This window comes from Campylobacter sp. CFSAN093238 (assembly GCF_012898015.1).
GTDB classification, from domain to species: Bacteria; Campylobacterota; Campylobacteria; order Campylobacterales; family Campylobacteraceae; genus Campylobacter_D; species Campylobacter_D jejuni.
The window spans coordinates 1,406,754-1,431,986 of the sequence record NZ_CP040611.1 but is presented as its reverse complement, the minus strand read 5'-3'; the positions used below and the strand labels follow the sequence as shown (position 1 = coordinate 1,431,986).

23 protein-coding genes and 2 pseudogenes are annotated in these 25,233 nt (G+C 30.4%); 6 read left to right on the top strand and 19 right to left on the bottom strand.

The genetic code is table 11. From position 1 onward, the window contains the following. Nucleotides 1–38: 38 nt before the first annotated feature. The 6 genes and pseudogenes from FBF21_RS07330 to FBF21_RS07310 all read right to left on the bottom strand — a co-directional run bounded on the left by FBF21_RS07330 (nt 39) and on the right by FBF21_RS07310 (nt 5,743). Nucleotides 39–1,374, bottom strand: a pseudogene (locus tag FBF21_RS07330) (MmgE/PrpD family protein). 8 nt (nt 1,375–1,382) lie between these two features. Beyond that, nucleotides 1,383–2,750 (bottom strand): adenylosuccinate lyase, encoded by a 1,368-nt coding sequence (purB, locus tag FBF21_RS07325; protein WP_002875988.1) that lies wholly within the window; start codon nt 2,748–2,750, stop codon nt 1,383–1,385. Between the two features lie 9 nt (nt 2,751–2,759). Then, complete coding sequence (locus tag FBF21_RS07320) at nt 2,760–3,923, bottom strand: PLP-dependent aspartate aminotransferase family protein (protein WP_070307006.1); 1,164 nt, start codon at nt 3,921–3,923, stop codon at nt 2,760–2,762. 12 nt (nt 3,924–3,935) lie between these two features. Then, nucleotides 3,936–5,109 (bottom strand): annotated as a pseudogene (dcuC, locus tag FBF21_RS07315) (C4-dicarboxylate transporter DcuC). Next, nucleotides 5,075–5,377, bottom strand: a complete 303-nt coding sequence (locus FBF21_RS09300; RefSeq protein WP_230108786.1) for a hypothetical protein — start codon at nt 5,375–5,377, stop codon at nt 5,075–5,077. The pseudogene dcuC and the gene FBF21_RS09300 overlap by 35 nt, the downstream one beginning before the upstream one ends. A gap of 3 nt (nt 5,378–5,380) precedes the next feature. Beyond that, complete coding sequence (locus FBF21_RS07310; protein ID WP_002869572.1) at nt 5,381–5,743, bottom strand: RidA family protein; 363 nt, start codon at nt 5,741–5,743, stop codon at nt 5,381–5,383. A 167-nt stretch (nt 5,744–5,910) separates the two neighbouring features. Here FBF21_RS07310 and FBF21_RS07305 point away from each other — a divergent pair, with 167 nt between their 5' ends. After that, entirely contained in the window at nt 5,911–6,567 is a 657-nt protein-coding gene (locus FBF21_RS07305; protein ID WP_002858310.1) for a transcriptional regulator, read from the top strand. Here the strand turns inward: FBF21_RS07305 and FBF21_RS07300 are convergent, their stop codons facing one another. Both FBF21_RS07300 and FBF21_RS07295 read right to left on the bottom strand, forming a co-directional pair. After that, the gene (locus FBF21_RS07300) at nt 6,568–7,038 is read right to left on the bottom strand and encodes a Cj1386 family hemin-binding protein (RefSeq protein ID WP_002858381.1); all 471 of its coding nucleotides are present in this window, start codon (nt 7,036–7,038) and stop codon (nt 6,568–6,570) included. Nucleotides 7,039–7,094: 56 nt separating this feature from the next. Beyond that, nucleotides 7,095–8,519: a catalase gene (locus tag FBF21_RS07295; protein WP_002869571.1), complete on the bottom strand. Its 1,425-nt coding sequence runs from the start codon at nt 8,517–8,519 to the stop codon at nt 7,095–7,097. 171 nt (nt 8,520–8,690) lie between these two features. On the opposite strand from FBF21_RS07295, the gene FBF21_RS07290 reads away from it, so the two are divergent. Genes FBF21_RS07290 through fldA form a run of 3 tightly spaced genes read left to right on the top strand, consistent with a single transcriptional unit; the run spans nt 8,691 to nt 10,194 of the window. Then, nucleotides 8,691–9,005, top strand: a complete 315-nt coding sequence (locus FBF21_RS07290; RefSeq protein ID WP_002855637.1) for a DUF2325 domain-containing protein — start codon at nt 8,691–8,693, stop codon at nt 9,003–9,005. A 2-nt stretch (nt 9,006–9,007) separates the two neighbouring features. Beyond that, nucleotides 9,008–9,703: a hypothetical protein gene (locus FBF21_RS07285; protein ID WP_002869570.1), complete on the top strand. Its 696-nt coding sequence runs from the start codon at nt 9,008–9,010 to the stop codon at nt 9,701–9,703. After that, the gene (gene fldA, locus FBF21_RS07280) at nt 9,703–10,194 is read left to right on the top strand and encodes a flavodoxin FldA (RefSeq protein ID WP_002875987.1); all 492 of its coding nucleotides are present in this window, start codon (nt 9,703–9,705) and stop codon (nt 10,192–10,194) included. Before FBF21_RS07285 ends, fldA begins: the two co-directional genes overlap by 1 nt. Nucleotides 10,195–10,239: 45 nt before the next feature. On the opposite strand, the gene FBF21_RS07275 is transcribed toward fldA, so the two are convergent. The 4 genes from FBF21_RS07275 to selA are packed head-to-tail and all read right to left on the bottom strand — an operon-like array spanning nt 10,240 to nt 14,659. Next, the gene (locus tag FBF21_RS07275; protein ID WP_002875986.1) at nt 10,240–10,770 is read right to left on the bottom strand and encodes a hypothetical protein; all 531 of its coding nucleotides are present in this window, start codon (nt 10,768–10,770) and stop codon (nt 10,240–10,242) included. Between the two features lie 5 nt (nt 10,771–10,775). Then, the gene (locus FBF21_RS07270) at nt 10,776–11,486 is read right to left on the bottom strand and encodes a DsbA family protein (protein WP_002875985.1); all 711 of its coding nucleotides are present in this window, start codon (nt 11,484–11,486) and stop codon (nt 10,776–10,778) included. Nucleotides 11,487–11,534: 48 nt separating this feature from the next. Further along, nucleotides 11,535–13,340, bottom strand: coding sequence for a selenocysteine-specific translation elongation factor (selB, locus tag FBF21_RS07265; RefSeq protein WP_002857930.1), 1,806 nt, complete (start codon nt 13,338–13,340; stop codon nt 11,535–11,537). After that, nucleotides 13,337–14,659, bottom strand: a complete 1,323-nt coding sequence (gene selA / locus FBF21_RS07260; protein ID WP_002869568.1) for an L-seryl-tRNA(Sec) selenium transferase — start codon at nt 14,657–14,659, stop codon at nt 13,337–13,339. Before selA ends, selB begins: the two co-directional genes overlap by 4 nt. A 77-nt stretch (nt 14,660–14,736) precedes the next feature. Here selA and FBF21_RS07255 point away from each other — a divergent pair, with 77 nt between their 5' ends. After that, nucleotides 14,737–16,410, top strand: a complete 1,674-nt coding sequence (locus FBF21_RS07255; protein WP_002859661.1) for a 4Fe-4S dicluster domain-containing protein — start codon at nt 14,737–14,739, stop codon at nt 16,408–16,410. On the opposite strand, the gene FBF21_RS07250 is transcribed toward FBF21_RS07255, so the two are convergent. Beyond that, nucleotides 16,407–17,708, bottom strand: coding sequence for an MFS transporter (locus tag FBF21_RS07250; protein WP_002869567.1), 1,302 nt, complete (start codon nt 17,706–17,708; stop codon nt 16,407–16,409). The two genes, FBF21_RS07255 and FBF21_RS07250, sit on opposite strands and share 4 nt — an antisense overlap. Before the next feature lie 165 nt (nt 17,709–17,873). Between FBF21_RS07250 and rdgB the strand changes: the two genes are divergently transcribed. Then, complete coding sequence (rdgB, locus tag FBF21_RS07245; RefSeq protein WP_002859659.1) at nt 17,874–18,476, top strand: RdgB/HAM1 family non-canonical purine NTP pyrophosphatase; 603 nt, start codon at nt 17,874–17,876, stop codon at nt 18,474–18,476. A 30-nt stretch (nt 18,477–18,506) separates the two neighbouring features. Here rdgB and FBF21_RS07240 read toward each other — a convergent pair whose 3' ends face one another. From FBF21_RS07240 to mqnE, 6 genes are read right to left on the bottom strand one after another with little or no spacing between them, the layout of a single operon-like run. Further along, a complete protein-coding gene (locus FBF21_RS07240; protein ID WP_002869566.1) occupies nt 18,507–20,978 on the bottom strand; it encodes an RND family transporter in 2,472 nt (823 codons plus the stop codon). Further along, a complete protein-coding gene (locus tag FBF21_RS07235; protein ID WP_002856450.1) occupies nt 20,978–21,547 on the bottom strand; it encodes a phospholipid-binding protein MlaC in 570 nt (189 codons plus the stop codon). Before FBF21_RS07235 ends, FBF21_RS07240 begins: the two co-directional genes overlap by 1 nt. A gap of 9 nt (nt 21,548–21,556) precedes the next feature. Next, nucleotides 21,557–22,255 (bottom strand): VacJ family lipoprotein, encoded by a 699-nt coding sequence (locus FBF21_RS07230; RefSeq protein ID WP_002859657.1) that lies wholly within the window; start codon nt 22,253–22,255, stop codon nt 21,557–21,559. A 44-nt stretch (nt 22,256–22,299) separates the two neighbouring features. Then, nucleotides 22,300–22,743: a phosphoribosyltransferase family protein gene (locus FBF21_RS07225; RefSeq protein ID WP_002869565.1), complete on the bottom strand. Its 444-nt coding sequence runs from the start codon at nt 22,741–22,743 to the stop codon at nt 22,300–22,302. Nucleotides 22,744–22,756: 13 nt separating this feature from the next. Further along, the gene (locus FBF21_RS07220) at nt 22,757–24,076 is read right to left on the bottom strand and encodes an NCS2 family permease (protein WP_002856518.1); all 1,320 of its coding nucleotides are present in this window, start codon (nt 24,074–24,076) and stop codon (nt 22,757–22,759) included. A gap of 9 nt (nt 24,077–24,085) precedes the next feature. After that, nucleotides 24,086–25,150 carry an aminofutalosine synthase MqnE gene (gene mqnE, locus FBF21_RS07215; RefSeq protein WP_002856525.1) on the bottom strand — a complete coding sequence of 355 codons (1,065 nt, stop codon included), beginning with the start codon at nt 25,148–25,150 and terminating at the stop codon, nt 24,086–24,088. Nucleotides 25,151–25,233 lie beyond the last annotated feature (83 nt).

Here is a 25,233-nt window from a genome sequence, read left to right as displayed (position 1 = left end):
AATGAAATTATCCTTCTTATAAAAAGAAGGATTAATATTTAAAAAGAAAAGTGGTTTAAATTTTCTAGATTGATGATTTGATCTAGAATTTTGTTAGCTTTAGCATTATCAAGGTAAATTTGTGCATTGGCTAAAAATTTAGCTTTTAATTCTTCAAAACTTAATGGATTATCAAAATTACCTTTATTTATAAAAACATCTTTTTGGATTGTGCGTCCATCTTGCAAACTGGCTTCTAAATGCCCTGGAAAATATTTTGGAAAGCCTTGAGATTTTCTTTTTTCGTAACTGATTTTTTTAGCAAATTCTAGTACTTCTTCACGCTTTAAATTTTCATAAGATTCAAGAGTGATTTTACCATCAAAGAATCCTAGAGTCATTAAAAAAGCATGGAAAATTTAGCTTCATAAGCACTATTTGGAGTGTATTTTGCTTCCAAAGGATCGCAGATAAAAGAAACAGGAACTTCATCTACAAAACAATGAATACTTTTAATTTCATCAGCTTTTAAACCATCATTTTTTAAAGCAATAGCACAATCAATAAGCCCATGAGCAAAATGACAACTTGGATAAGGCTTGATTCTTGCATAGTTTGCCAAATTTCTCCTAAGGCTTTGTTAAGTTCTGTTTTATCGCATTCTTCTTCTATGCCAAAACATTTAAAGATATTATCCCTACCTTCAAAAATACTCAAAGGTCCACTCATATGGTTTTTAGCAAAATGAGCTACTATAATACCGTTTTTAATAGCATTGGCAATATGCAAAACTTTTGAATTAGATCCATTGGATAAAAACTCATTAATCCCACTTGCAAAACTTCCTGCAAGTCCTAAAGCATTGATGATTTGTTCTTTGTTAAGATCTAGCAAGATTGCACTTGCACTTACGCTTCCAAAAATTCCTGCAATAGCAGTGGTATGAAAACCACGCTTATGAAAAGTACCTTTGCTTGCAATGCCTACTCTAGCTGCAATTTCCCAGCCTACTATAAAAGCTTTGATGATTTTTTTCGCATCTTTGTTAACATGAAAACCATAACTTAAACAAAGTGGAGTTAAAATTGCACTTGCATGCAAAATCGCTTCTGTATGTGTATCGTCAAAATCTAACGCATGAGAAGCAATGCCATCTAGCATGGCTGCGTATATAGGATCTAATTTTTGATCATTTACCCAAATAAGAGTATTTTTTTCTGTGCTTAAATTTTCAAAAGCTTTAAAAGCATTTAAAACACATTCTTCTTTGCTTGCTGCTATAGCTGTTCCAAGGCTATCAAGCATAAGTTCTTTAGCTCTTTGAACAACTGTATTAGGGATATTTTCATATTTAAGATTGAAAATAAAATCCGCTAAAATTTCACTATAGAACATGATTTTTCCTATTTTAAAATAGCACTATTTTTGATTTTTTCCAAAAATTCATCTACAAGTTTTGGTGCATATCCTACATAGGTTGTTGCATCAAGCAAAGCATCGATTTCTTTTTCTTTCAATACCTTAGATACTCTTTTATCTGCAAGTAAAACTTCTTTAAAGGTTTTTTGTTTTTCGATACCTAGCATAGCATTTTCATAAACAATCTCATGGGCGTGTTGTTTTCCATAATGATCGCTTAATGCAAACATAACACGCTCTGCTAAAACAAAACCATTAAGAGTATTTAAATTTTTAAGCATTTTGTCTTTTTTTACTTCTAAATCACTAAGAGCGAATTTCATATTTGCTAAAACCACAGAAAGCATTAAAAACATTTCAGGTAAAAGCTTCCATTCCATTTTCCAAACTTGACCATCTCTTTCATGTTCATGTCTTTCAATATCGCTTAAAATGGCTAAATTTGCCTTAAAGGCATTGCTTACTGTAACTGCATTTTCGCTTACTGCAGGATTTCTTTTGTGTGGCATAGTGCTTGATCCTACTTGTCCTTTGCCAAAAGGTTCAGCAACTTCATCAATTTCATTATGTGAAAGGATTAAAATTTCATGAGCGATTTTGTTAAAGGTTGCGTTGATATTGCCTAGTACAAAACCAAGTTCTATAAAGCGATCACGTGCAGGTTGCCAAGAAATATTAGGCACATCAAGTCCTAAATTTTCTAAAGTGAGTTTTTCTACTTCATTGCACTCATCACTTAAACTTGCTTTAGTTCCTACAGCGCCTACTATACTGCCTACATAAAGTCTTTTTTCAAGTTCAAGTATTCTTTCAAAATGACGCTCAAGTTCGCTTAACCAAATAGCCACTTTATGTCCAAAAGTAATAGGCAAAGCCTGAAGTGCTAAAGTTCTTCCCATCATAGCAGTGTTTTTATGGGTTTTAGCTAGTTTCGCTAAGGCTTTTGCGATAGCTTTTAATTCGCTTTTTACAAGAGTCATTGCTTCTTTAAATTGTAAAACCAGTCCCGTATCGATGATATCTTGAGTGGTTACTCCAAAATGTACATATTCACCTAAATTATTATCGCAAGCTTTTTCTAATCCTCTTACAGTAGGAACTAAAGGGTGTTTGGTTTTTTTAAATTCAGCAAAGATAAAGTCCATATCCATAAATTTATAATGAGCTTTTTTTGCAATCTCATCAGCTGCTTTTTTAGGGATAATTTTAAGTTTTGCTTGTGCTTTTGCTAAAGCTGCTTCAACATCGAGCCATTTTTGTATGCGGTTTTGTTCGCAAAAAATAGCACGCATTTCCTGCGTGCTCCATGAGTCTGCTAATAATTTATGATCAAATACACTAATTCCTGTCATCTTATCTCCTTATTTTTTAATACTATCAAAAGCTTGTGTTAAATCAGCAATTAAATCTTTAGTATCTTCAAGACCTATATGAAATCTTACAAATGGTCCTCTTGCACTTAGGTCTGTTGCAGTTCTAGGCGGAGTAGTTACGGTGGCTAAGCTTTCATATCCACCCCAGCTAGCACCAATTGAAAAGTATTCTAGTTTATCTACAAATTTAATAGCATCCTCTTTGTTATAACCTTCTGCAAATTCTATGGTAATCATACCATTTGCACCTTTATGATCACGCATGAAAATTTCATGATTTGAGTGGGATTTGAGTTTTGGATAGAAAATTGTTTTAATTTCTTTTCTGCTTTGTAAAAACTCTACAATTTCATCAGCACTTTTTTCATGAGCTTTCATTCTTACATCTAGTGTTCTCATACCACGAAGTACTAAGTAAGCATCATCAGGGCTTGTTGTAAAGCCTAAAGCTTCTGGAAGTTTGTCAAAATTTTTCCATTCTTTTTCGTTGATTACTACTATACCCATGGTTACATCAGAGTGTCCACTAAGATATTTTGTAGCGGCGATAACTGAAATATCCACTCCAAGTTCTAAAGGATTTAGAAAATATCCACTAGAATAAGTATTGTCAATAGCTACAGGGATATTATGCGCATGGGCAATTTTGCAAAGTTTTGGTAAATCTATGATTTCATAAAGTATAGAACCTGGACTTTCACATAGGATAAGCTTGGTATTAGGTTTGATTTTTTCTTCTACATCACTTGCATCAGCTTTTAAAAAATCAATTTCAATGCCCATTTTTTCTAAAAATAATTCGCAAATCGTTCTTACAGGCCCATAAATTGCATCAGTGATTAAAAAATGTGTATCTTTGCTTGCATAGTTTAAAAGCACCATAGCTAATGCTGCAAGTCCTGTTGGGAAAAGTTGTGCTCTATAACCACCCTCTAGAGTGCAAATAAGTTTTTCAAGTTCAAAATTGGTTGTTGTTCCTCTAGATCCATAACTTAAAACACGATCTGTTTTTCTTAATTCTCTGTATTTTTGCCAAGTTGCGTGATCTTTAAAAAGTATGGTTGATGCACGCATAAGTGTAGGATTGACTGATCTTACTTCAGCGCCTTGATCGCCTCTGCCACAATGAATAAGTTTAGTTTTTGAGTTCATTTTTTCTCCTTTTTAAAGATAGATATAAGTCATAATAACATTTACAATAGCCGCTACAAGCATAGGAATAGCTGTTCTTTTAACCACGGCAAAAGGACTTACTCTTGCAATAGCTGAGATAGCTAAGATCGCTAGTGCAATAGGACTAACACATCTTCCAAAGCCCGTCATGATTTGAATCGGTGCTATCATAGTGATAGTTTCAACTCCAAAGTGTTTTGCTATATTTGGGATAAGTGGGGCAAAGCTAAAAAATGCCGCATTTCCTGAACCCATTAAGAAAGCACAAACCGCAAGTAAGATTGAAACAGCGATAATAATAGCCAAAACTCCAAATCCTGCATTTTTGCAAAATTCTATTAAAGTATCTACAAAACCTACAGATAAAAGACCACTTGCAAATACTTGACCACAAACGATGAGTGAAACTGTGATAACAAATAAATGTCCCATTCCTTTAAAGAAAATCATCATAGAATTAAGAGTTTCTACTATACTTTTATAGCGTATCATTTCAAAAATAATAGCCACAAAAGTTGAAATCACCATTGCTACTGGAACATTCATTTTAATTGCAGTGCTAGCAGCTGCTTTAACTTCTTCAGCGCTACTTATTCCCATTAAAACCAAGATGCTATCAAGCACGGAACTAAATCCTAGGATTAAAACCAAAGGAATTATAGGTAAAATCGCATAAATTCTAGGAGGCTTTTTAAGTTCTTTTTCTTTACCTTCATTTTCATTTAGTTCTTTTTTCAATTTCTTGCGCATTGAAGACAAAATTATCTTTTTTGTCAAAAAATTTATTGCAAAGATATATTGCAATACTTACAGCTATAATGATAGGCAAGGTTGTAGGGAGTTGATAATGAACAAAATAAATTGCAGGATCAACTTCAGCTTTTTCTGAGGCCATGATCACATTTCCACTTCCAGGTCCATGATCGATATATTGACAAATAGCAATCACACTTAAGGCAGAAAGTTTTGAAATACCAGAGCGTACAAGTATAGGATACATAGTAACCATAAGTAAAAGTGCCAAGTCTGCGTGAGAAGGGATGAAAAGAACTAAAAATTGCACGATAAAATAAGCAACTATGAGTAAAACATAAGGAGATTTTACGGCTTTTAAAGGTTTTTCAAAAACTTTAAAAAGTGCATAAGAAGCCCCTACATGATCCATATAAGCAGAAAAACCTGCTATAGTCATAAGTGTAAGTCCAAGCTCTACTAATGTACTTGGACATGGTTTGATTAAAAACTTGAAAAATATCAAAAAAACCTAGATTTAAAGAATCTTTGGTAACAATGTGTGGAGAAAGTCCAAAAATAGCAGCTAAGGAAAGTAAAAGCAAGCCACTTAAAAGCAGTGCCATGTGAGCATTGATTTTTTTATAAAGCATAAAAACAAGTAAAAAAACACTAAATAAAGAAAAAACAATACCTAGCATATTTTATCCTTTTTGAGCGATGACCTCTATCTCTACTTTAGCTTTTTTTGGTAGATCTTTTACTGCAAAAGCACTTCTTGCTGGATAAGGAGCTTTAAAAAATTCAGCATAAATTTCATTAAATGCTACAAAATCATTAATATCAGCTAAAAAGCAAGTGGTTTTAACCACTTTATCATAACTGATACCATTTTCTTCTAAGATAGCACCGATATTTTTCAAAGATTGTTTGGTTTGTTCTTTGATATCATGGCTTTCTATTTCGCCTGAATCAGGGTTGATAGGAAGTTGTCCTGATATAAATAAAAGTCCATTTACTTCTCTGTAAGCTGAGTATGGACCAATGGCCTTTGGATAGTTTGACATGAATTCTCCTTTGTTAAATATAGATTAAGCAGAATGCATTTTATCACTACAATAATAATTTGTCAATAGTTTATTATCATAATAATAAAATTTTATTTTTAAGAAATGTTTTAAAGTATAAAGAGTAGAATTTAATATTATATTAATTTTTTATTGAAGGCAGTTTTATGGATGAGGGACAAAAACAACAATTTATAAAGTTGACATATTTTTTAGGAGAAGTTTTAGGTGAGCAATATGAGATAGTTTTTCATGTAATTACTGAAGATGGGGCCTATATTGCAGCAATTGCTAACAGTCACATTAGTGGAAGAAGTTTAGATTCTCCCTTGACTGCTTTTGCAAGTGAGCTTATGCAAAATAAAAAATATTTAGAAAAAGATTTTTTATGTGATTATAAGGCTCTTGTTGGAAAATCAAAATTAATTAGAGGATCTACTTTTTTTATTAAAAATCATGACAAATTAGTAGGTATTTTGTGTATCAATCATGATACTAGCATTATGAGAGATTTAATATGCAAGATGATTGATTTAGAAAAAATTGGAGATATGGGTGATATTTTAGGAAATATTAGTTTTTCTCAAAATGATTCAAGTATAGAAACATTAAGTCACTCGATAGAGGATATTTTAGTTCAAAGCGTAGATTCTAGTTATTTAAATTCTGATTATCAATTAAGCATTACTCAAAAAGAAGAAATTGCTGAAAAGCTATATGAAAAAGGTATTTTTAATATAAAAGGGGCGGTTCCTATCGTAGCAAAATTTTTAAAAATTTCAGAACCTAGTGTCTATAGGTATCTGAAGAAATTTAAAAAATAACTAAAATTTTTTGATAAATTTTAGTATTTTTAGGCTTATTTTCTTTAAAAAATTATTTTTAGATTTTTTGAGTAAAAATTCTGCCACATCTTTGCGTCCAAACATAATAGCAAAAGTATAAGGTGTCATTCCTAAACCATTGTTTTCATCAATATTTGCTCCATATTTAACTAAAAGTTCACACATAGGTAAGTATCCTTTAAAACAAACTCCCGCTAATGGGGTTTGTCCACGATCGTTTTTTTCATCTACTTTTGCACCTTTTTCTAAAAGCATTTTAGCGCTTTCATAAGAATTATTATAAGCTGCAAGCATAAGCAAGCTATCGCCTTTATGAGTTTTTAAATTTACATTTAAACCTGCTTCTATCATGATTTTAAGATTTTCACATTCATTATTTCTTGCAAAATTAAAAGCCATTTTGCAAAGCTCTTCAAATCTTTTTTCTTCTTCTAAACTAAGAGTTGTCATTGTTTTTCCTTAATTATTATAATCTTTAGTTTGCCACCAAAAGTGGCAAGTAAAAATTATTTTTCTAAAGCTTTTTTAATTCCTTTTGCATAATCAGGTGAAATTTTTTCAAAATGTTCTAAAGCTCTAGTGATAATTTTTTCATCAACTCCCTCCATAGAAGCGGCGATATTATGAAAAAGTTGAGTTTTTTGATCATCATTCATAAGATTAAATAAAGCTCTTGGTTGAGTATAAAAGTCATTATCTAGTGGAGCATATCTTTGTGCTACGCCTTCTAAGACTAAATCAGGTTCAAGATAGCTTTTGTCTTCTTTTGGGCTATTATCATAGCTGTTTGGTTCATAATAAGCTGCATCATTTTTATAACTATCAAAATTCATAGCACCAGCGACATTGTAAGTATTCACTTCGCTTTTTGCACGATTTACGGGCAAAAGATGATAATTAGTTCCTATTCTATATCTTTGTGCATCAGGATATGAAAAAATTCTAGCTTGCAACATTTTATCAGGGCTAAAGCCAATTCCAGGAACGATATTGCTTGGACTAAAGGCAGCTTGTTCAACTTCATTAAAATAATTTTGAGGATTTTTGTTTAGAATCATTTCGCCTATATCCATCAAAGGCACAAGACTATGAGGCCAAATTTTTGTTAAATCAAAAGGATTAAATCCAAGTTTTTCTATATCTTTTTCAGCAAGAATTTGAACTTGAACTTTCCATTTTGGAAAATCTTTATTTTCTATAGCATTATAGAGATCTCTTTGATGACTTTCTCTATCTTTTGCTATAAGCTCGGCAGCTTCTTGGTTGGTAAGATTTTTAATCCCTTGTTGGGTTTTAAAATGGAATTTCACCCAAAATCTTTCATTTTTATCATTAATAAAACTATAAGTATGGCTTCCAAATCCATGCATATGACGATAACTTGCAGGAATTCCTCTATCGCTCATAAGAATGGTTACTTGATGTAAACTTTCAGGACATAAACTCCAAAAATCCCAAGCAGCATTATTACTTCTTAGATGAGTTCTTGGATCTCTTTTTTGAGTATGAATGAAATCAGGAAATTTATACGCATCACGGATAAAAAAAGTTGGAGTATTATTTCCTACTAAATCCCAGTTTCCTTCTTTGGTGTAAAATTTAATGGCAAATCCACGTACATCACGCTCAGCATCTGCTGCACCTGCTTCACCTGCAACAGTAGAAAAGCGTAGGAAAAGAGGAGTTATTTCTCCTTTTTGAAATATTTTTGCCTTAGTATAAGCAGATAAATCAGCGGTGATTTTTATTTCTCCATAAGCCCCACTTCCCTTGGCATGAACGGTTCTTTCTGGAATTCTTTCTCTATTTTGATGAGCAAGTTTTTCAAGCAAAAGATAATCTTGCATAAGCAAAGGTCCTTTTGCACCCGCGCTTAATGAATTTTGGTTATCGGCTATAATGTTTCCAAAATCGTTAGTCAATTTTTTCATTGTTTTCTCCTAAAATAATAAATTTTATCAATTAGTAAATTATATCTATTAAAAATTAAAATTAACTGAATAATTGCATTTTATTGATAATAAATTTCAAAATAAATTTAGTTTTTTTATATTATAATAATAATTATCAAAATATATTTTAAAAATCACAAAGGAGAATTTATGTCAGTTTTGGTTATTGGTGCAGATGAAATCACTCCTATTAGAGCTGTTTTACATGATTTAGGTGCTAAAAAAATAGAACACTGGGATGCGCGTAATGAAAATAGAGTTAATCGCAAGCCGATTCCTTGTGATACAGAATGTATAGTAATGTTAACAAGCTTTTTAAATCATAATACTATGAAAAAAATCAAAAATGAAGCTAAAAAGCGTAAAATTCCATTAGTTTGTGCAAAAAGAAGTGTAAGTTGTGTGTATTGTGAATATTGTAAAATTTTTAATCTTAATAAAGAATTTTCTTGCTATAAAGGTTAAAGATGTTATTTGGATTTGATGATAAGCAAGAATTTATACCGCAAATTTATCGCTATTTAAACAATCAAGAGCTTATGTTGACTTTTTTAACTCAATATAATGCGAGCGTTGATAGCGCTCTAAAAATTCCTCTTTCATATGCAAAAAATACCAAGAGTTTAAAAATGATATTTGGAAATTTTTTACATGATATAATGCATGTTTCATTTGGTAAGATTCAAAATATAAATATCAAGCTTAATGCATACGCTTTTTACTTTCAAAAAAGAAAAAGCTTAATTTTTAATACTAAAATATCTAAGAATGTCGATCTTTTAAGACTTTTAAGAATTTATCTTTATGGCATTTGTTTTGATGCGCAAATTTTATTTAGCTCTTATGTTTATGATAAGGTTTCTTTTCAAAATAATGGAAAAAATATAGATCAAGATGGTGATCTTATTATAATAGATAAGAAATTTGCAATTTTACCACTTTGCAAAGAGATTAATACACATAATTTAAAAATTGAAAATGAAATTCATGGATTATTGAATTTGATAAAAGAAAACAATTTTGAAAAATTTTATATTGTTTGTCCGCGTAACAAAAATTTCACACATTTTATTGAAATAAAACATTTTTTGTGTGATTTAAACAAAACTATGTTAAAATTAGTTCCGTATAAAATATCAAATCAAATTATAAGGAGAAAATAATGTCAGTAGCAGTAATCTATGGTAGTGCTATGGGGAATACAGAAGGAGCGGCTAATACAATTGCTTTAAAACTTGGAATTAGCGATGTTTTTAATATCTCAGATATTGATGCAGCTAAAATAAATTCTTACGATAAATTAATTTGTGGAACTTCAACTTGGGGAAGTGGTGATTTACAAGATGATTGGGATGGTTTTGATTTTTCAGGGCTTAGTCTTGGTGGAAAAACCGTAGCTGTATTTGGTATGGGTGATAGTGAAAGTTATTCTGATACTTTTTGTGGTGGCATGGGTAAATTAGCTCAAAATTTAAAAGATGCAGGCGCAAATTTGGTAGGAGAAGTTTCAACTGATGGTTATACATTTGAAGCAAGTGATGCGGTTGTAGATGGTAAATTTGTTGGACTTGCTCTTGACAATGATAATCAAGAAGATCAAACTGAATCAAGAATTGATGCTTGGATAGAACAAATCAAACCTTATTTTGCTTAATAATTCTTAAAATCAAGAGTTTTTATACTCTTGATTGTCTTTTTCTTAAAAATAAAAAAAACTCACTATTTGATTTATAATTTTATTTTCTAAAGATAATTGACAGCGTTCTTTATTTCCAAGATAAGCTGTTCTTGCAAGAAGACTTGTTTTTTGAGAATTGTGATTTTTAGAGTTGATTTGTAAATTAACTTGCATAGTATAGTAGTTTTCTACCATCCATTCTCCATCGCTTTCCAAAGGATCAAAATCATAAAAAAATCTTGCTGAAGTTGTGATTTTTTGAGCATAAGAATGCTTTTTCATATCTACAAGATTGATTAAAATTTCATAATCTGCATTCTCTTTTACTTCTTTTAAGCCTAAATTTTTAAGTTTTAAAGTCAAATCTCTATCTAGAGTAGTTTGAAGTTGACTAGGATTTTGAAAGGAAATTTTAAAACTTTGTTGTTTTTGTGATCTGATAAAAATGCCTTCATTGCTTGTTTGAATAAAGCTTTGTGTGAAAGTTGCATTGGTGCAAGCACTCATAAAGAGTGTTATAAAAAAGCTTAAAATTAAAGTAATTTTAGACATTAGGTTTATTTAATAATAGTTGGAGTAGCGCTAAGACCTAATGAGCGATATTTTTCATATAAGGAAAAAACTTCTTTTAATTCTGCATCGCTTACTTTTGGATAATTTTTGATATTTGCATCATAGTATTTGTTTAAAATTGCGATTTTTTCTTTATCATTTTTTGCTTTTTTTGCTTCTTTGTAGATTAGAGCGGATTTTTCAAAAGCAGATTTTCCATGTACTGGAGTTAAAATATAATTAACTTGATAGTTTTTAAGTTCATTATCAATTTGAGCTAAATGTTCTCTACAATAAGGGCATTCAGGATCCGAAAAAACATAAATTGCAGGTTTATTTTTATCTCCCAAAGCTATTACCATGGTTTCTTTTTGTGCTACAGCTTTAGCATTTTTTGTAAAATTTTCTCTTGCTTCTTGAAATTTTTTCATTTCATATTCTTGAGCATAAGAAATTCCCGTTTTCAAGTCGATAAGATCAGGGGTAATAAGACTATCTTTTGTAAAAAGAATGTTTTCTTGTTTTTGTCCATTTAATTCAACGCTTACAATAACACTTTCAAAACCCGTATTACCAACCTTTTGACGATTTGATACACTAACGGTAGTATTTGGAAATTGTGCTTTAATGCTTTTTGAATAAAAATCACTAATTTCTGAATTACTTGCAGCAAACAAAGATGCTGAACAGGCAAGAATTAAACTTAATTTTTTCATAGTTTACAAATCCTTTAAATAAATTATGTTTAATTCTATAATGATTTTCTAAATGTTTGTTAAAAATCTTTTTTCAGCTTCTTTGCTTACTTGAGGAAATTTGTCTAAGTATTCTAAATAAGCAATAGCATATTTTCTTGAAAGATTGAAATATTCTTTCATACTTTGCACATCAAGACTTTGATTTTTTAATAAATTTAAACATTCTTGCATAAGTTTTTCAAGAGCTTGTTTTTCTATAAAAAGATTGTGTGAAAGTCTTACAACTAAGCCTTTTTGGGTAAGTTTTTTGAGTATATTATCTCCGCTTTTTCTATCAAGTTCTAAAAAATCATAAAGATTATAAGGAGCTTCGGGTTTAATACCTTGTTTTTTTAAAATTTCATACATTTGGTTATTGTTTTTTTCTTGAAGTTTTTCAAAATCTATGCCTTTTTTAAAATAAATTCCATTTTGAAAATCCAATAAATTTGACATCTCTTTAAGCCCGAGTTCGCAAAAATTTTCACTTGCCCAAGTAATCCTTAAAGCTAAAGAATGTGCTGAAAGCATGGCATAAGGATTTTTTTCAAGTATGAATTTGATGAAATTTTTAATTTCTTCTAGACTTTGTAAATGATATACATTAAGATTTTTTTCATCAACAAATACTTGATTTAATTCTTTTGCTAATTTCAATGCTTTTTGATGAGAAAGTTTAAATCTCTGATAACTTGAAAGCAAGCCAAAGCCGTATTTGTGTGCGTCTTTTAAGAAAGAAAAAGCCGCTTTAAAATCTTTATTTTTCAAAAACATTAAAAATTTATTTTTTTGTTCTTTTTTTAAAGGTTCGCTTAAAGGATTTAAAACCTTACCACCGCCTATAACACGATTGTTTTGTAATAAAATAAAAGCCTCATCAAAACTTAAAAATACATTTTTATCAAAACTAAAATGCACAAAAAATTCATCATTTTCTAGTTTTTTTAATATATTTATTTTGCATTCTATTTGTCTTGAACCCACGCAAAAAATCATTTTGCTATTTTGTAAATTTTTTGCTTTAACTAAAGCATCGCATTCTTTAAAGGCTTTAAAATAACCTTTTTTACTTAGTAAATAACCTTTTTTCAACTCTTTATAATCACAATTTAAACTTAAAGCCACACGGTTGCAAGCTTTGATTTGCTCTAGATTGGTATCGTGATTTTGTATATTTTTAACAATGAGTTCTTTTTGAGTGTCTAAACAGATGATTTTTTCATTTAAAGTGATACTTCCTTCATTCAAGCTGCCTGTAACGACAGTTCCTATACCTTTTAGAGAAAAAACTCTATCGATATAATAATGAAAAATCAGTTCTTCATCATTTTCTTTGTTTTCTATGGTATAAAGATAATTTTTTAATTCTTCTATGCCTTGATTATTTTTTATACTGGTATGAAATACTTTTAAAATGGGATAATCTAAATTTTTTAACTCTTCTAAAATTTCTACACTTTTTTGCTCTATGTTTTCACAAAGATCGCATTTGCTAAGTACTAAAATGATATTTTTAATATCAAGAATTTTTAAAATTTCTAAATGTTCTAAACTTTGTTCTTTTAAACCCTCGTTAATATCTACGACAAATAAACAAACACTAAAGCCAAAAGCTCCACTTACCATAGTTTTAACCAAATCTTTATGTCCTGGAACATCGATAAAAGAAATGTTTTTATCTTTTAATTTAAGATTTGAAAAACTTAAATTAATGGTGATTTGTCTTTCTTGTTCTTCTTTTAAACTATCGCCTTCAAAACCATTTAAAGCTTTAATGAGTGAAGTTTTTCCATGATCAATATGTCCTGCGGTTCCTATAATAACAGATTTCATAAGTTTTCCATTTGATTAATTGTAAGAATAAGTTTTTGAAGTTCATTTTCTCGTATAGTTCTAAAATCAAGAACAAATTCATCATTTTCAATGCGTCCTATGATATTTTCTTTTCTAAATCGAGTTTGTAGTTTTAAAGCATCTCCTTGAAAAGTTAGTATATAAGTATCTAAACTTTTATCAGGCATAGAACCTCCTCCTACTAAACTTTTGCTTTTTTTGAGTTGGGTTTGAAATTTTAATTCTTTTTGCACTCTTAAAGCTTTTTCTTCTATAAAGGATAAGTCATCATTTAAAAGTTTTAAGGTAATAATTTTTTCATAATCTTTTTGTAAATAAGCTTTTAAGCTTTCATTTAAAAAAGATAGGGTTAATTTATCCACTCTTAGCATTCTTAAAAGTTGATTTTGTTTAAGTTTTTCTATGAGTTCTTTTTTTCCAAGTATAATGCCTGCTTGCACACTACCAAAAAGTTTATCTCCACTAAAACTTAAAATATCACATTCTTGTACGAGTTTTTTGATTTTAGGTTCATTTTTAATCAGCTTTTCATTTAAATTTTCACACCAGCCAGAACCTAGATCATAATAACTCAAAAGCCCTTTTTCTTTTGCTAGTTCATGTAGATCTTTTATATTTACTTCACTATGAAAACCCATAAGAGCGAAATTAGACTTGTGGGTTTTTAAAATTAGAGCGGTATTTTCACTGATAGCTTGTTCATAGTCTTTTAAGTGTGTTTTGTTACTAGTTCCAACTTCGCAAAGCTTTACACCTGCAGCTTTTATCACTTCAGGCACACGAAAACTTCCGCCAATTTCTACAAGTTCTCCTCTTGAGCTTATGACTTCTTTATCATAACAAAGAGAATTAAGCACTAAAAAAACTGCCGCAGCATTGTTATTGACCACTAAAGCATCTTCGCATTCAAAAAGCATTTTAAGTTTTTCTAGCACCAAAGCATAGCGAGAGCCTCTTTTTCCATTTTCTAAATCAAACTCTACATTAGAATAATTACAAATGATATTTTTACACGCTTCATAAAGTTCTTCATGGATTACACTTCTGCCAAGGTTTGTGTGTATAACCACTCCGCTTGCATTAATCACACTTTGTAAATCTTTGCGATAAAAAGTTTTGATTTCTTTTTTGATTTCTAAAAGTAGTTTATCTTTAGAAATTTCATCTTGGGAAAAATTTTCTTTTAGTTTTGTGACAACTTTTTTACAAAAAAATGCTTTGATATAAAAAGGATAGGATTTTAAACTCTCATCTTCAATAAGAGTGTTAATTTGTGGAAAAGTTCTAAATTTGTTCATCTTAAGCCTTAAGAAAATATTTGGTTATTTTAACATAGAATTTATAAAATGATGTTTTAAAGAGATTAAGGAAGACAATGCAAGATTTTGTTTATATAAAAAATGATGTTTTAATCCCTTTGCCAGATGCTATTGAAATTTTAGATCAGGCAAATGATAAAGAAGCATTAATTTGTAATGATAAAAATCAAAAAGCGCAAATTTATGCCCCTGAGATTAATTTTTATCTTAAAAATTCTCAAGATGAAATTTTAGAGCAAAGTAAAAATGTTTTAACGCTTTATAAAGCAAGAGCTAGCGTTTATGATTTGGGGCTTGATTTAGAACAAAGCAAAGAAGTGCAAAATCGTTTGATTTTAGTAGATAGCGATACTCAAACCGTAGAGTTTTTAAAAGAACATGGATTTAAGGTTATTGCTTTAAGCAGTGCAGAAATTTTAGCTGTTTTTGGAAGTGTAGGGGAACTTTGTGCTGTGGTTAAAAATCAAGGCGAAGAAGTGGAAATAGATTTTGATTTTTTGCTTTTTAAGGCTAAGGATTTAAGCGTTGTGCGTAAAGATTTTACAAGACAAAGTGGATGTTATAATCTTTTAAATTTTGAAAATCTTGAAGTATTGTTAGAGTTTTTGCAAAGCAAAAGTCCAAAATATCATTATAAAACTTATATTAGCTATAATGCTAGCGTGTGTCAATACCACGAAAGACGCAGTGAGCATTGTGCAAAATGTGCTGAAATTTGTCCTACTGTGGCGATTTTAAAAGATGATGAAAAAAAGCATTTGGAATTTTCTCAAGTGGATTGTTTGGGTTGTGGAGGATGTATTAGCGTGTGTCCTAGCGGATCGCTTGATTATGCTCCTATGCCAAGAGAAAGTTTTTTTACCCTTTGTGAGTTTTATAAAGATAAAAAAATTTTAATTATTCCCAAAAAAATGTCTTTAGAAAATTTAAATCTTGCTTTACCAAAAGATGTTTTACCCTTTATGATAGAGGGTGAAAAATGGCTTTCTTCTATGCATTTTTTAACGCTTTTGCAAAATAGTGGAGCAAATTTGGTTTTTTATACGGATTTTGTATCTCGTGGTAGCAATGAGGCTATTGTACTTTTAAATACTTTTTTTGAGAGAAAATTTCAAAAAAAAGCTATTTTTGTTGCTAAAGATGAAAAAGAATTGCAAAATGTTTTAAAAGAGCAAGAATTCATACAAGATTTAAAATATGATTTTCATAATAACACCTTAACTACAAGAGAAAATTTTGCCAAAAGAATGCAGGAAATGATAAAAAATGAAGATTTTGGCAGTATAGAAAGTGGTGAATGGTTGCGTTATGGTAAGGTAGAAATTAATCCTAACACCTGTACGCTTTGTCTTTCTTGTGTGGGTGCCTGTAATGTAGGAGCTTTAATCGCTGATAAACAAGAAAATGCTTTGAAATTTAATGCCTCTCTTTGCACGACTTGTGGGTATTGTGAGTTAAGTTGTGCCGAAAAAGATACTTTAAAATTAGTTCGTAGTGGAATGGAGTTTAGAGCTTCTTATTTTGAATATCAAACCATGGCAAAAGATGAGCTTTTTGCCTGTATAGAATGTGGTAAAGAATTTGCCACCAAAAAAGCTGTAGAAAAAATAGCCAATTTAATGAAACCTAAATTTGGTAATGATGAAAATAAAATCAAAACACTTTATTGCTGTGCAGATTGCAAGGCAAAAGTGATGATAAAAGCAATGGGTTTTGCGGGGCAAAATTAGATCTTAATTTTGCCTTCTAATTCTTCTTTATTTGTAAGTTTGCTATCAAATTTAACAACAAGATTTTTAGAGTTTTTATAAATATCTACAACCCCTAAATTTTCACTAAAAGTACTGAAATTTAAAGGTGTTTCTAAAGGTAGATAAAGGTTTTTAAAATCAGCTGGATTTTTTAAGAAAAATAATGCTACAAGCCAAATTAGAGCTAAAATTACTAAAATAATAGCTAAAAGATTTAAGGCATCTAGATGTAAAAATATCCCTCCGATAATACCACCTATAAAACTTCCACCATATCCAAAAGCATTAAACAACCCTAATGCCGCACCTTTTTCATGAACTTTACAAAATTTTGATGCACAACTTTGCATAATAGGCTCATGTAAATTAAAACCTATAAAAAAAATCACAACTGCTATGATAAAAAAATCTATAGAATTACTAAAAGCAAAGAAAAGATAAGAAAGTATGAAAAAAACAATTCCTAAGAGTAAAATTTGTTTAGCTAAACCTCTTTTTTCGCCTAAACTTCCAGCAAAGCCCATAGCGATAAAACCTGCTACCATAGAAGCGCTATAAACAATCCAAAGTTTATCAGAAGCAAAGCCTAAATGTTTTACTAGAATAATAGGAATACTTAAAAATGCTATACTCATAAGCATTTTTTGCATGAAATTAGTAAGATTCATAAGGGCTAAATTTTTTTGTTTAATAAGATGAAAAAAAGGAGTTTTTTCATTTTCATGAGTGATTTTATTTTCTTTAGGTACAACAGTATAAAGTAAAATTATACATAAAAGAGACAAAGCTACACTAAGATCAAAAAGGCTAGATAAACCCCATTTTACACTCATTAAAGGAGAGATTACCATAGAAGCTGCAAAACTAAGTCCTATAAAAGAACCCATTACCGCCATGGCTTTACCACGATTTTCTTCTGTGATAAAATCACTTATCATTGCCGTAGCTACTGCTCCAATGGCCCCTGCACCTTGGAGCATTCTTCCTAAAAGCATGGTGTAGATATTTTCCGCAAAAGAGCAGATTAAAGAGCCTATTATAAAAATAATCAGTCCAATGAGCATGGTTTTTTTACGACCAATTTTATCACTTAAAATCCCAAAAGGCATTTGTAAAATCATTTGGGTTAAGGCATAAACACCAACTAAAAGTCCCACTAAAAATTCATTAGCACCTTCAAGTTTTAAAGCATAAAGACTTAAAACTGGCAAAACTATAAAAAGCCCAAAAAACCTTGTTCCAACTATGAAAGATAAGGGTAAGACATTATTTAGCATTATCAATTTCCTATTAAATTTGAAATTTAAATTAGGATAATTTTACTATGAAATGGATTAAGCATTGATTAACATCGCTTTATCATTTGATATTTAAAAGCTACGCACAAGGATAAATTTTATAAAATCATATTTTTGTTTTGATATTATTTTGGAGCTTTTGTTATGAAGATTATCCTAGCTACGAGTAATAAGCATAAGGTTTTAGAACTTAAAGAAATTTTAAAAGATTTTGAAATTTATGCTTTTGATGAAGTTTTAACGCCTTTTGAGATTGAAGAAAATGGAAAAACTTTTAAAGAAAATGCTTTGATTAAAGCAAGAGCGGTTTTTAATGCTTTGGATGAAAAGCAAAAAAAAGATTTTATCGTTTTAAGTGATGATAGTGGTATTTGTGTAGATGTTTTAGAAGGAAATCCAGGAATTTATTCTGCTCGATTTAGCAGTAAGGGCGATGATAAAAGTAATCGTGATAAGCTTGTAAATGAAATGATAAAAAAAGGTTTTAAACAAAGTAAGGCGCATTATGTTGCTGCTATTGCTATGGTAGGTTTGATAGGGGAATTTAGTACGCATGGAACCATGCATGGAAAAGTAATAGATACAGAAAAAGGTGAAAATGGTTTTGGCTATGATAGCCTTTTTATTCCAAAGGGTTTTGATAAAACCTTAGCCCAGCTTAGCGTGGATGAGAAGAATAACATCTCTCATCGTTTTAAAGCTTTAGAGCTTGCAAAAATCATTTTAAAGATTTTAACAAAAGGATAAAAATGAAAAATTTTTTAAAATATATAGCTATTATTGTTTTAATATATGCTCTTTATGTTGGTTTGGAAACTTGGCTTTCTTAGAATAAATAGTGATTAAAAAGCTTGGTAATAAGAACAAACTTCCACTTAAAAGCAAAATCATTACAAAAACGGTTAAAATTCCAAAATAAATCGTTGGAATGAAATTACTACTCATCATAACACTAAAACCTAAAACTATGCTAATGGTAGTATAATAAAGTGCCGAACCTATACTAAGGTGAGAAATCATAATGGCTTCTTCTAGGCTTTTGTTTTTAATTTCTTCTCTAAAACGATAAATATAATGTATAGCATCATCAACGCCTATACCTATAGCAATAGCAGCTATAGTAATACTCATCATATCCAAAGGAATGCCTAAAAGTCCCATAAGAGCAAAAACCACACTTAAAGGAATAACATTTACCAATATAGCCGCAACTGAAAATTTTAAATCCCTAAAAACAATGATAAAAAGTATGAAAATAGCTAAAATTACAAATATAAGAGTATCAAATTGCGATGAAAAAAGACTTTGGAGCATATTATTATAAAGCACCATTATGCCTGTGATTTGCACTTCTACTCCATCGTTTTTTACAAGCTCGTTGAGCTGTTTTTTAAGATCTATTAAAAACTTATTACGTCTTAAATTCGGATCAGAATCAACAATACGCATACTAAATCTTAACTCGTTATTCTCTATACTTACAAAAGGTGAAAGCAAGTCTTGTTTAAATTTAGCAGGTAAATTCTCATTTAAAAACGCAAGAGCAAAATCATCTAACTCTTTTCCATCGTTGATATTTTTCCCTAGGGTTAAAAGACTATTAAGACTTAAAACCGAGCCTACAAATTCTTTATTTTCTAAAAATTCATGAACTTTTTTTGCAATGCGTGTTTTTTTAGAGTCAAACCAATAAGTTTCTTGTGTGGCTAAATTTTCAAATTCGCTTTCAAAACTATCAAGAGTATTGCTTGTATTTTGATCGTTTTTATTATTTGGAAAACGAATGATGACTTCTAAAGGCAAGGTTCCACCTAGGTTTTTATCAATAACCAAAAGTCCTTTTTTGATTTCACTGCGATCTTTGAAATAATTGACAAAAGAATTTTCAACTCTGAGTTTTGAAATGCCTATTAAAGCTAAGATTATAGCAAGAACTGAAATTCCATAAATCATGTGACGCTTTTTAGAATCAAGAGCGGTTTTAGCACAAAAGGCTAAAAGATTAAATTTAAACTCTTTTTTATGATAGTTTTTTGGTTTTAAAAGAACTAAGATACTTGCTAAAAATAAATAACTAAAGATAAGAGCTAAACTTATACCTATACTCATCATAATACCAAGTTTTATGATAGGTTCGATATTTGAAAGCATTAAAGAAAAAAATCCTATCATCGTTGTAACAATGGCATAAAGGCTAGGATTTGCTTTGGCTAGTAAGGTTTCAAGTACTATGCGCTCAACTTTAGCTTTGGGATGATTTTGGGTACTTTCGATAAAATGCGTGATCAAATGAACAACTACACTTAAGGTGATAATTAAAACCAAAGCAATGTAATTTGATGAAATAACTGTGATTTGAAATTTTAAAAGTGCAAAAACTCCACTAGCTGCACTTAAGCTTATAAAACAAATAAAAAGAGGTAAAAAAACAAAGCGCCATGAACGGAAAAAATAATAAAGTGCAAGTCCTAGTAAAAATACAAGAGAAACACCATAGAGCACAAGATCAGATTTTATATAAGCTATCATATCATCAGCGATCATGCTTACGCCACCAAGGTAGAGCGTATCTTTATTTTTTTCATAATTTCGAACTATGCTTTTAATAGTATCTAGACTTTGTTTCGTGATAACTTTTTGCTTGTCTTGATGTTTTTTTATAGCAAGACGAATTTGATCTTTTTCTTTTTCATCGGTAGCAAGATCGCGTTTTTCTACAAGATCATTATAAACTGTATCAGGCTTTAAGTAAATAATAAGCCCTGTTACTTTTCCATCTTTTGAGATGATATTATTTTTATAAAAGGGGCTATTTAAAATTTCATTTCGGGCTTTTGTGCGGTTTATATCTTGGCTTTCTATGTTTGGGATATTTTTTAACAGTTCTTTTAAATCCGTATTTTGTGAACTTTGAAGCAAAGGGGCATTGATGATGCTAAAAACGCGCTCTACTAAAGGGGCCTTTTCTAATTCTTCATGAAGTTTTTTTAATTTGGCTAAATTTTCATTTGAAAAAGGTTTTTCATCATAGGGTTTGAAGGCTAAAAGTAAAAAATTATCACTTTTATAATGTTTTGAAATTTCTCTAAAAGTTTTTAAATCTGCATCATCTTCTAAAAGTAAACTTTCAGCACTTGCATCTACGCTAAGCTTAAAAGCAAAAAGGCTTAAAAACAGGCATATAAACAAGGTTCCAAAAAAAGTACTTTTTGGACGAGAAATAAAAAACTTTAAAAGCTTTGCAAACATTATTCTATGACAATACTCTCAAGTTTTTGAAGTAGGGCATCAAAGCCTTGGTTGGCTAAAATATCTCCAAATTGTGATCTATAAGTTTGTACTATACTCACACCTAAAACATCTACATCATAAACAAGCCAGTTGTTATTATCATTGTAAAATTTGAAAATGATATTTTTTTCTTCCCCATCTACTACCATAGAAGTGGTTAAAAAATAGCGTTTTTCATTTTTTAACTCACCATTTTTGACCTTTAAAACCTGATCTTTATAAAGACTGAGTTTATCGGTAAAACTTTTTTTAAGACTTGCTTCAAAGGCTGTGGTAAATTTTTCTTGTTCTTTTGGATTTAATTTAGAATAATTTTTCGAAAGACTGAGTTTTGCCATGAGTTTATAATCTATTATGCTATCAAAAAGTTTAAAAATTCCATCAGCAGCTTGTTTTTTGTCTTCTTTGCTATCTTGTAAAAGTTTTAAGCTTGCATCAATGTTTTTTTGCATAGTACTAGAAATTTCATCTAGCTGTAAGGCAAAAGCATTAAAAAATAAAGCCAAGATTAAAAATATTTTTTTCATTATTTTCCTTTATTTGCTAAGTTCATTGCGTCTTTGCTCGTAAGCATCACGCAAGAATGGATATAAATTAGGCGTGTTGTGATAAATTTCATCAATTTCATCAAGTCTAAAACTAAGTTCATTACCAAATCCATAAGCACTTATAGCTATACTTGCCCAAGTAGGATCAATGTAAGCAGTAAAACTTGCATACCAAGTTGCAGGTAAAGCAAGAGTATCTCTAAGATTACTAGGGCCGAGTATAGGTAAGACAATATGAAAACCGCTTCCTACACCCCAGTGAGCCAAAACGGTTCCTAAGTCCGCGGGATGTTTTTTAAGACCCATTTTTGATGCCACATCCATAAGTCCACCAAAGCCCATAATGGTATTGGCGGTAAATCTTTTAAATTCTTCTCCCGCTTCTTCAAATTTAAACTGCAAAATATTGCCTACAAAACGCAAAGGAGCAAGTAAATTATCAAAGAAATTTCTTACCCCTAATCTTATAAATTCAGGAGTAATAGTGTTATAGCCTTTAAGAACGGGACGCAAACCATAATCATACAAAGCCACATTAAAACTTGTCATAGCTTTGTTATATCCTGAAAGTGGATCGTTTACTTGATAGTTTTGGTATTCTTGTTCGAAATCATCTAAATTTTGTTCTTTAGCAAAAGCAAAAATAGCAAAAAAAATTAAAATAAAAGATATAAATTTTATTCTCAAGCAAAAACTCCTAAAAATTTTAAAAGTAAAATTATAGCAAATTTTTAATCAAGGTTTATATCCCAGTAAAAATCCACCCATTCAGTAGCTTCTTTTACTTTAAAATCAGGCTCTAAAAGAGCGGTTTTTTTGTAAAAAATGGTTGTAATTTTAAGTTCTATATGAGGAAATTTTTCAAGCAAAACTTTTTTTATTTCTGCTAAACTTTCTCCACTATCTACTATATCATCAATGAGTAGAATTTTTTTGTGCTTGCTTAAATCAGGAATGTTAAAAATTTCAATAGTATCAAGTTTTTTCGTATTATCGTAATGAATTGAGTTTAAAGCAAAAAGTTGACGCGTTTTTAAAGCCACTGCTAAAGAGTGTCCTAAACTCATCCCCCCTCTTGCTATAGCTAAAAGTGCATCAGGGTTAAAATCTTTTTTAATTTCTTTAGCAAGAATTTTTACATCTTCTTTAAATTCTTCATAGGAGTAAAATATCATTATATATCCTTATTTATTGTAGTGCCATAAGTAAAAAATTACCCAAAGATAATAAACTTAAAACTATAATGCCAAGATTGATTTTATCCCATTCGCGTTTAAAAATTCGTACAAGTAAATAAGAAAGAAAACCAAAAGCAAAACCTGTGGTGATGGAGTAAGTAAAAGGCATCATGATAATAGTAAAAAAGCTTGCTACAGCTATAGCACTATCTTTAAAATCTATATTTTTAACTTCCATAAACATTAAAATTCCAACCATTACAAGTACGGGGTATATTGCGTTTGCAGGAATGGCTTTAAAAAGTGGCAGTAAAAAAAGTGTAAAAGCAAAACAAATAGCTACAACTAAAGCTGTAAGCCCAGTTCTTCCTCCGCTTTCAACCCCTGTAGTGCTTTCAACAAAGGCTGTAACTGTAGAAGTGCCTGTCATAGCTCCTAAGGCTGATCCTGTTGCATCTGCCATTAAGGTTTTGCTTAGTTTTTTTTCTCCATTTTTGGGATCATCAAAAATCTTTCCTCTTTCACCCACACCTGTGATAGTTCCTATGCTATCAAAAAGTTGAGTGATAAAAAAAGTAAGAATTATAGGTATCATAGTAATATTTAAGGCACTTTTGATATCAAGTTGTAAAAAGATGGCTCCTAAACCATTTTCCATGCTAAAATTTGGCCAAGAAAAGATTTGCACAGGAAAACTTGCATTGTCTAAATGGAAAATCCAAGCAATAATGGAGCTTGCTAATACCCCCAAAATAAAAGCTCCGCGAAGTTTTATAGCCCAAAAAAAGATGATTAAAGCTAGAGTGAAAATTCCAAAAAGCACATGAGGGCTTTTGAAATTTCCTATGCTGACTAAGGTATCTTTATTATGCATTATCACACCCATTTGACTTAAGCCTAAAAATGCAATAAAACAACCTATGCCCGCACAAATTGCAAGGCGTAAATCTTTTGGGATATTGCGGATTACCCAAAGGCGAAAATGCGTAAAAGAAAGTATGAGAAAAATAATACTTGAAATAAAAACAGCTCCTAAGGCACTTTGCCAAGCTATGTTTTGACCTAAACAAACCGCAAAGGTAAAATAAGCATTTAAACCCATTCCTACACTCATAGCTACAGGAGTATTGGCAAAAAAAGCATTAAAAGCACTTGCAACTATGGTAATTAAAGCTGTTGCGGTGATTAAAGCTTCTATAGGCATTCCTGTATTTCCTACTATGCTAGAATTTACGGGGATAATGTAAACCATAGCTAAAAAAGTAGTAAGTCCTGCTATAACTTCGGTTTTAAAACTCGTATTGTTTTCTTTGAGTTTAAAAAAGCTCATTTTTTCTCCTTAGTAGGTTTTTAGCTCATTGTATAAACTATCGCGTTCTACAGGAATAAGATTTGAAGTTTTTATCATATCGATAAAAGTTTTTAAACTTGTGCCTTTGGCGGACTTTGCACCACCTGCACTTTGTATACTTTCTTTTTCTATAGTGCCGTCTAAATCATTAGCTCCAAATTCTTGTGCTACCATGGCTAAATTTAAAGTCATTGTTGCCCAGTAAGCTTTGATATTTTTGATATTATCAAGCACTAAACGAGAAATGGCAATGGTTTTTAAAATTTCTTCACTATCCATGATTTTATCAGTTTGTATAAAGCTATTATCCCTTTGCCAAACTAGAGGGATAAAAGCATTAAATCCACCGGTTTGATCTTGAAGATCACGCAGTCTTAACATATGATCGATCCTGTGATGTCTTTCTTCTATATGTCCAAAAAGCATGGTAGCATTACTTTGCTTGCTTTTTTCATGCCAAAGTTTATGAATTTTAAGCCAATTTTCACTGCTAACTTTTCCATGACAAATTTTCTTACGCACTTCTTCATCAAAAATTTCAGCTCCACCGCCTGGCATGGAATCAACGCCGTATTCAAGCATTTTTTCTATCACTTCTTCATAACTCATTTTAAAACGACGATGTAAAAAATCAATTTCAGCAGCAGTCATAGCTTTTACATGAAGATTAGGATATTTTTCTTTTATCATTTTAAAAATTTCTAAATACCATTGCCAAGTTGTATCTTTGTTGTGAGCTGAAACGATATGCACTTCTTTGGTTTCTCGTTTTACAGTTTCATCGACGATTTTCATGATTTCTTCATGAGTCATCAAATAAGGATTAGGATTTTTTCGGTGCGCTGAAAAGGCGCAAAATTTACAGGTGTCTGCACAGATATTAGTTGGGTTGATATGGCGATTGATATTAAAATAGACTTTTTTTCCATGAAGTTTAGTGCGTTTTTTGTGAGCGTATTTGCCTAAGGTAAAAAGATCTAGATCCCAAAGTGCATTGGCTTCTTCTTGGTTTAATCTTTCTTCATTTTCTAGTTTGGTGATTAAATTTTTCATTTTAATTTTACTCTTTTGCTGTTTTTAAATAAAGCATTATAATTTTTGCTTACTGAAAAAGAGTTTATAGAAAAAGCCAAAAT